We start from the raw sequence: 7,062 nt of genomic DNA on the forward strand, positions 1-7,062 counted from the left end.
TGCGCGGCGGCCGTGGCGTCCGGGGCGGCGCTGTCGGCAGTCGGCGCGGCCGCGCGGGCGCCGTAAGCGCCGCGAAGCGCAGCAGACGGGGCGGGGGCCGCCCCATCGCGGCGATTGGTCCGCGAGACGGGGGCGGGGGTCGTAGGAACGGTGGGAACTGGGGCTGTGCGTGTTGTGCTCATGACCTGAAATGTACAGCACCCTTTACATCAATGTCAAGTGCGCTTGACACAAAATGTCAATGTTCCTTGACTTGATGCGCGAAAGTCGTCGTCATCCACCCCACATTCGCGTCCACGGAATGCGCACCCGGACGACGCCGGGACCCGCCTCCCGTAGAGTGGGGGAACCCATCTGACCTCGAACAAGGAACTCGCATGACCTACCAGTGGTGGTCCCTGCTCCCCTTCGTGGCTATGCTCGGCTGCATCGCGCTCCTGCCGATCATCCCCGCCACGGCGCACTGGTGGGAGCGGGCCTCGAGCCAACTCATCATCGCCCTCGCCCTCGGAGCGCCCACCACCGTGTGGATGTTCCTGGGCGCGGGCTCCTCCCCCCTCATCGCCACCGGAGTCGAGTACGCGCAGTTCATCGTCCTGCTCTTCGCGCTCTTCACCGTCTCGGGGGGCATCCACCTGGACGGCGACATCAAAGCGACGCCCCGCAACAACACGGCCTTCCTGGCGGTCGGCGGCGTCCTCGCCTCGTTCGTGGGCACCACCGGCGCCGCGATGCTGCTGATCCGGCCCCTGCTGGCGACGAACAAGGAGCGCGTCCACCGGGTCCACACCGTGCTCTTCACGATCTTCGTCGTCGCCAACTGCGGCGGGCTGCTCACCCCCCTGGGCGACCCGCCCCTCTTCCTCGGCTACCTGCACGGCGTCCCCTTCACGTGGACGCTCGGCCTGTGGAAGGAATGGTTCTTCGTCCTCGCGCTCCTGCTGCTCACCTACTACTCGATCGACCGGATCCGGTACGCCTCCGAGGACACCAGCGCCATCGAGTCCGACGACCGGGACATCAAGCCCCTGCGGTTGCGCGGCGGGCTCAACCTGCTGCTCTTCGCGGTCATCATCGCCGCCGTCGCCTTCATCCCCTCATGGGACGGCGAGGCGCTGGCCGAGGGGCACGTGGGCGCCTGGACAGAGCTGGTGCCGTGGCGCGAGATCGTCATGATCGGCGCGGCGGCGGCGTCCTACTTCCTGTCCGACCGCGAGGTCCGCTTCACGTCCAACGCCTTCACGTGGGGGCCGATCAGCGAAGTGGCGATCCTCTTCATCGGCATCTTCGCGACGATGGCCCCCGCGCTGCGCTTCCTGGAGCAGATCGCCCCGTCGCTCCCGCTCACGCGGATGACGTTCTTCCTCTTCACCGGAGGCCTGTCGTCCGTGCTCGACAACGCGCCCACGTACATGACCTTCTTCGAGATGGCCAAAGCCCTCGGCGGCGACGGCACCCTCATCGCGGGCGTGCCCGAGTACTACCTCGTCCCCATCTCGCTGGGGTCCGTGTTCTGCGGCGCGATCACCTACATCGGCAACGGCCCGAACTTCATGGTGAAGTCCGTCGCCGAGGCCGACGGCGTGGCGATGCCGAGCTTCGGGGGCTACATCACCCACGCCTTCACGCTGCTGGTCCCCGTCCTGGCCGCGATGGCCCTGGTCTTCGTCGGGACCTCCTGGGTGGAACGGGGCGTCGGCATCGCCCTGGCCGCCGGCCTGGCGTTCAACTCGCTGTGGCGCATCCGCCGCGCAGGCAAGGTCGAGGGGGCCGCGGACTTCTCCGGCGAGCGCTGACACCCGCCGGGGGGCGCCTGGGCCCGGGCGACCGGGGCGAACGAGGCCGGACCAGCAGGTCCGGGGCGAGGCCACTGACCCGCGCCCACACTTCCCCCACCAATCGCGGCCTCGGAACGAGGCGGCAGCGCTGCGAGAGCAGACTCCTGGCGCACGGGCCGCCGCGAAGCGCTCCGAGGCGCGACCGCAGCATTGGGGCAGGGAACCACCCATTGGGGTAGGCAATTTGCCTACCCCAATGACCCGTTACCTACCCCAATGGCCACCCGCACCCCACCACGGCCCCACAAACGCCTACCCCAATGACCCATTGCCTACCCCAATGACCGCCCGCACCCGGCCCACAGGCGCCGCGCCCCGTTGAGAGCGCCGCATCATTGCGGAACAGCCCGACCACTGCCCGCTCCACACCGCGCGCGAGGAGCCCCGCCTCGCACGCCAGAACCGCCCGGCCCGGCGTCCCCTCGAAGACGAGGGGCGCCCGGGCCCACTCACGCGGGAGCCTGGGGCTCCTCCCACAGCCCGCGCGAATCCAGGAGGTCGCGCACCATCGTGGGCCTCTCGGTGACGATGCCGTCGATGCCGCAGTCCAGCAGTTCCAGGACCTCTTCGGCGGTGTCGATCGTCCACACGTGCACGGCGAGCCCCAGGGTGTGCGCGGCGGCCACGAAACGCCGGTCGACGACGCGCAGGGGTCCGAGCCCCGCGGGCACCTGGGCGGCGACGACGCCCTGGGAGGGGCCGGGAACGCACCACCGCGACGGGTCGGTGGCGGTCTTAGCCGCTCCCACGAGGCGCACCACCGCCTCGGTGCCAAGGGAGGTGGGGATGGACCCGCGGGTGCGCACGGCGCGCAGGCGCGACTCCTTGAAGGAGGCGACCAGGGTGCGCGAGGCCGCCCGGTGCTCCTCGATGACCTCGATGAGGGGCTCGACGACGCCGGGCACTTTGGCGTCGATATTGAAGTACATGTCGGGGAAGGCCTCGAGGACCTCGGCCAGCAGCGGCATCTTCTCCCCCGGGGCCTCGCGGTGGCGCAGCCGGGAGATCTCCCTCCAGTCCAGCTGGGCGATCAGCCCAGTCCCGTCGAAGCAGCGGTCCACGGCGTCGTCATGGGAGAGGACGACCCTGCCGTCGGCGGTGAGGTGGGCGTCGGTCTCGATGTGGCGCACCCCCAGGGAACGGGCGTGCTCGAAGGCGGCCATCGTGTTCTCGGGGGCCTCGGCTCCCCCTCCCCGGTGGGCGAGGACGATCGGGCCGCGGCGGGACACGACGGGAATCATTGGCAGGCCTCCTGACCGGGATAAATGGCTCGCACCCCGGCCATCCAGGCCTCGGGGTCAACGGGTTCGTCCTTCTCATTATGAATCTCGAAATGGAGGTGGGGGCCCGTTGACCACCCATTGTTACCCACGGCACCTATGGTCTGCCCGGCTGTGACCTGGTCGCCCACCTTCACGGTGATCCGGTTCATGTACTGGTGCAGGTACGCGGAGTAGAAGACCGTGCCGTCCTTGCGCTGGTGGCGGATCTGGACGTAGGCGCCCGACCGGGAGTTCTCGGCGACCTCCGTGACCGTCCCCTGGTAGACCGCGACGACCGGGGTGTCCAGGGGCGCCGCCATGTCGATGCCCTCGTGCTGCAGCAGTTGGCCCGACACCGGGGAGACGCGCATCATGAAGGGCGACGTGATCGTGAAGGACCCCTCGGCGAGCGGCCAGTAGACGGTGTCGGTGGTGATGTTGACGCTCCGGGTCCCGTCGGCGCCCGCGCTCGAGGCGCAGCCCACCATGGAGACGGGGGCGCGCACCCGCGCCCGCGACGCCGCGGTGAGGGAGCCCTCGAGCATCGAGGCCCTGGGCAGCACCTGCCCCGCGGCCCAGCTCTGGCGGTCGGGCGGGGCGCCCATGGCCATGGCGGGCATCGTGAGCGCCGTCGCCGATCCGATGCGCCCCGTCATCGGGACTGCGATGGTGGCCCCGGCCAGGCCGACGATCAGGGTGGCGCGTGCGATGTGCCCGAAGAACCCCACTGTCCTGCGGGGTCTGCCCGGCCCCGGCTGGGACTCGGCGACGTGCCCCCCTCTGGGCCTGCCCCCGCTGCGCGGGGTGGAAGCCTCGCGATGCCGCTGGGCGCGTTTGGGCAGTGGGCATTGCAACTCGGTTCCGCTCACCCGGGTCCCCCGTTCGCTGTCGGTCGGCCAGTCCGCTTACTCATAATCTACCTCCAGGTGAGCGCGGGCGCGCAAGCCCGTGGGGCCGTGAGGTTGCACCCACATCCCGGGGCCCACCGGACCGGTCCCCTCACGTCGCCGGGCCCTCCGCGAAGCCCTGCCCCGTTCCCGACCGGATCCCTGCTCCCGGGCCTCACCGCTGCAGGGAGTCGCGCACCTCGCCGACCAGCTGCTCGAGGATGTCCTCCAGGAAGAGCACCCCCGCCGCCTCCCCCTCCGATTCGACGAGGGCGCAGTGGACGCCCGTGCGCTGCATGCGGCGCAGCGCGTCCTCGACCTCGTCGGACGCGCCGACGGTCTCCAGGCGGCGGATCCGCCACGGGGTGATGGGCTCGTCGCGCTGGGCGCCCTCGGCGTAGAGCACGTCCTTGAGGTGGACGTACCCGCTGATCGCCCCTCCCCCGTCGAGGATCGGGAAACGGGAGTACCCGGTGCGGGCGACCTGCTCCTCGACGTCGGCGGGGGTCGCCGAGGCGGGCAGGACCACCAGGCCGTCGAGGGGCACCATCGTCGAGCCCGCCGTCTCCTCGGAGAACTCCAGCGCCCCGGACAGCAGGCCGAGCTCGTCGTCGAGGACCCCCTCGGCCTGGGAGGTCTCGACGATGGTGGCGACCTCCTCCACTGTGAACGTCGAGGCGATCTCGGCGCGCGGCTCGTACCCGGCCAGGCGGACGAACCAGTTCGCGAAGGCGTCCATCGCCGTGATGACGGGGCGGATGACGCGCCCGATCCCCACCAGGACGGGGGCCAGGACCAGCAGCATGCGCACGGAGGAGGCCAGGGAGATGTTCTTGGGGACCATCTCCCCGAACACCACGTGGGCGAAGAGGACGACCGCCAGGGCGGCGGCGAAGCCGACGACGTGGGCCGAGGCGCCGGGCAGCCCCGCCCGGGCCAGCGGCGCCTCGACCAGGTGCGCGATGGCGGGCTCGGCGACGACGCCGAGGGTCGTGGAGGCCACGGTGACGCCCAGCTGGCAGATGGCGAGCATGAGGGACACGTGCCGCAGGGCGTGCAGGGCGTGGCGGCTGCCCGGCCTGCCCTGCTCGGCCAGGGGCTCGATCTGGGAGCGCCTCGTCGAGGTCACGGCGAACTCGCCGGCCACGAAGAAGGCGTTGACGCCCAGCAGGAGGACGGTGACGGCGATGCCCAGTCCCGCGCTCATCCGGCCTCCTCCGGCTCCGGCGGCGGGGTGAGGGCGATCTGCGTGACGCGCCTGCCCTGCATCTGCGCGACCTCCAGGCCGACGCCGTCGACTTGGAGCCTCTGGCCGACGGCGGGGATGTCGCCCAGCTCGTTCATGATGAGGCCGCCGAGGGTGTCGTAGGGGCCGTCGTCGGGCAGGACGATCCCCGTGCGGGCCTTGAGCTCGTCAGGCCGCAGCGTCCCGGGGACCAGCAGGGTGCCGTCGGGGCGCGGGCGGATCCCGAGGCGGCGCTGGTCGTGCTCGTCGGAGACCTCGCCGACGATCTCCTCGATGACGTCCTCCAGGGTGACGATGCCGGAGACGCCTCCGTACTCGTCGACGACGACCGCCATCTGCAGGCCCTCGTCGCGCAGCTGCACCATGAGCGGTCCGATCGGCGCGGTCTCGGGCACCGAGGGCGCGGGGGCGAGCAAGGACGAGGAGACGACGGGCACCTCGGCGCGGCGCTCGTGGGGGACGGCGACGGCGCGCCTGAGTGACACGAGGCCGACGACGTCGTCGGAGTCCTCGCCGATGACGGGGAAGCGCGAGTGGCCGGTGCTGGCCGCCAGGGCGATGACGTCGGCGGCGCTGGCGCCCTCCGGGAGGGTGCGCACGCGCCCGCGGTCGGTCATGACGTCGGCGGCGCACAGGCGGGACATGCGGATCGAGTTGGTGAACAGGGAGGCGGTGGACGTGTCGAAAGTGCCCTCCTCGGCGCTGTGCTCGACGAGGGCGGCCAGCTCCCCGGCGGAGCGCGCCGACGATATCTCCTCGCGGGGCTCGATCCCCATGCGCCTGAGCACCCAGTTGGCGGTGCCGCCCAGAACCCAGATGACGGGGGCGAACACGGTGGTGAACGCCATCTGGAAGGGGACCACCGCGCGCGCCGTGTCCATGGGGTGGGCGAGCGCGAGGTTCTTGGGGACCAGCTCCCCGAAGAGCATGGAGAAGACGTTGATGAACGCGGCCGCCGCGAAGGCCGCGATGCCCGTCGCCAGGCCCCAGGCCACTCCCGCCGATCCCAGCGCCGACTCCAGCAGCGAGGCTATGGTGGACTGGGTCGTGTAGCCCAGCAGGATCGTCGTCAGCGTGATGCCCACCTGCGCGCCGGACAGCTGGGTCGACAGCGTCTTCGTGGCGCGCAGGACGCGGGCGGCGCCGCGCTGCCCTTCCTCGGCGCGCTTCTCGACGACGGCCTGGTCGATGGCGACCAGGGAGAACTCCGCTGAGACGAAGACGAACGTCCCGGCGGTGAGGACGAGCCCCAGGACCAGCATCAGCGCGGTCGCCACTGCTGCCCCCCGCCGACGCCCTCGGTGCGCTGCGCGCGCCGGGCGCGCGGAGGCGGGGACGAATACCCTGGTGTGCCACTGTCCATGATGGGCACCAGTCTAACGAGCCGATCCGGCCCCCTGCGCCCTGTGCCCGCGCCTTTTGCCAAAGCTCACCCGCGCGCCCCCCAAGGGGAGGGAAGGGAGCGGCCAAGTGTCGTAAAAGAACAGTGAAAACGCTCACGGGACTCATACAATTGACTCCACCGCCACCAGTGCCGGGCCCCGAGGGGCAGAACCAACCGGAGGAGACAGTGCCCAGTTCCACACAACACCCCGATCCTCAGTGGTACATCGCGAAGATGCGGGACCTCTACGCGCGGGACCCCGGGCAGCTCGACGAGTCCTGGCGCGCCTACTTCTCGACCGAGAGCGCCCCGCCGCAGCTGCGCTCCCCACTGCCCGCCATGCCCACCGCGCCCGGGGCCGGGGCAGCGCCGGTCCTTCCCGAGGCGGGGGCAGGGATCGGGGCAGCGCGCACCACTCCCGCGCCCGGGGACGGCACTACCCCGC

Annotated in this window: 7 protein-coding genes; 2 read left to right on the forward strand and 5 right to left on the reverse strand. The window is 71.1% G+C overall.

Features of this window, described 5'->3' with window-relative positions:
* The coding region (locus BH719_RS09800) for a hypothetical protein (RefSeq protein WP_216818693.1) at window positions 1-182 on the reverse strand (182 nt) is incomplete at its 3' end.
* A 195-nt stretch (window positions 183-377) separates the two neighbouring features.
* Between BH719_RS09800 and BH719_RS03180 the strand changes: the two genes are divergently transcribed.
* Entirely contained in the window at window positions 378-1,796 is a 1,419-nt protein-coding gene (locus BH719_RS03180; RefSeq protein WP_009743304.1) for a sodium:proton antiporter, read from the forward strand.
* 491 nt (window positions 1,797-2,287) lie between these two features.
* Here the strand turns inward: BH719_RS03180 and BH719_RS03185 are convergent, their stop codons facing one another.
* The 4 genes from BH719_RS03185 to BH719_RS03200 form a co-directional block, all read right to left on the reverse strand.
* On the reverse strand, window positions 2,288-3,079 hold the full coding sequence (locus tag BH719_RS03185; protein ID WP_009743305.1) for a glycerophosphodiester phosphodiesterase family protein: 792 nt from the start codon (window positions 3,077-3,079) through the stop codon (window positions 2,288-2,290).
* A complete protein-coding gene (locus tag BH719_RS03190; RefSeq protein WP_009743306.1) occupies window positions 3,076-3,828 on the reverse strand; it encodes a M23 family metallopeptidase in 753 nt (250 codons plus the stop codon). The genes BH719_RS03185 and BH719_RS03190 overlap by 4 nt, the downstream gene beginning before the upstream one ends.
* Before the next feature lie 334 nt (window positions 3,829-4,162).
* Window positions 4,163-5,194 (reverse strand): hemolysin family protein, encoded by a 1,032-nt coding sequence (locus tag BH719_RS03195; RefSeq protein ID WP_009743307.1) that lies wholly within the window; start codon window positions 5,192-5,194, stop codon window positions 4,163-4,165.
* Complete coding sequence (locus tag BH719_RS03200) at window positions 5,191-6,510, reverse strand: hemolysin family protein (protein WP_009743308.1); 1,320 nt, start codon at window positions 6,508-6,510, stop codon at window positions 5,191-5,193. Before BH719_RS03200 ends, BH719_RS03195 begins: the two co-directional genes overlap by 4 nt.
* A 293-nt stretch (window positions 6,511-6,803) precedes the next feature.
* On the opposite strand from BH719_RS03200, the gene BH719_RS09555 reads away from it, so the two are divergent.
* The coding region (locus tag BH719_RS09555) for a 2-oxoglutarate dehydrogenase E1 subunit family protein (RefSeq protein WP_009743309.1) at window positions 6,804-7,062 on the forward strand (259 nt) is incomplete at its 3' end.

The sequence above is a fragment of the Pauljensenia hongkongensis genome, assembly GCF_001746855.1.
In the GTDB taxonomy this organism is placed as follows: domain Bacteria; phylum Actinomycetota; class Actinomycetes; order Actinomycetales; family Actinomycetaceae; genus Pauljensenia; species Pauljensenia hongkongensis.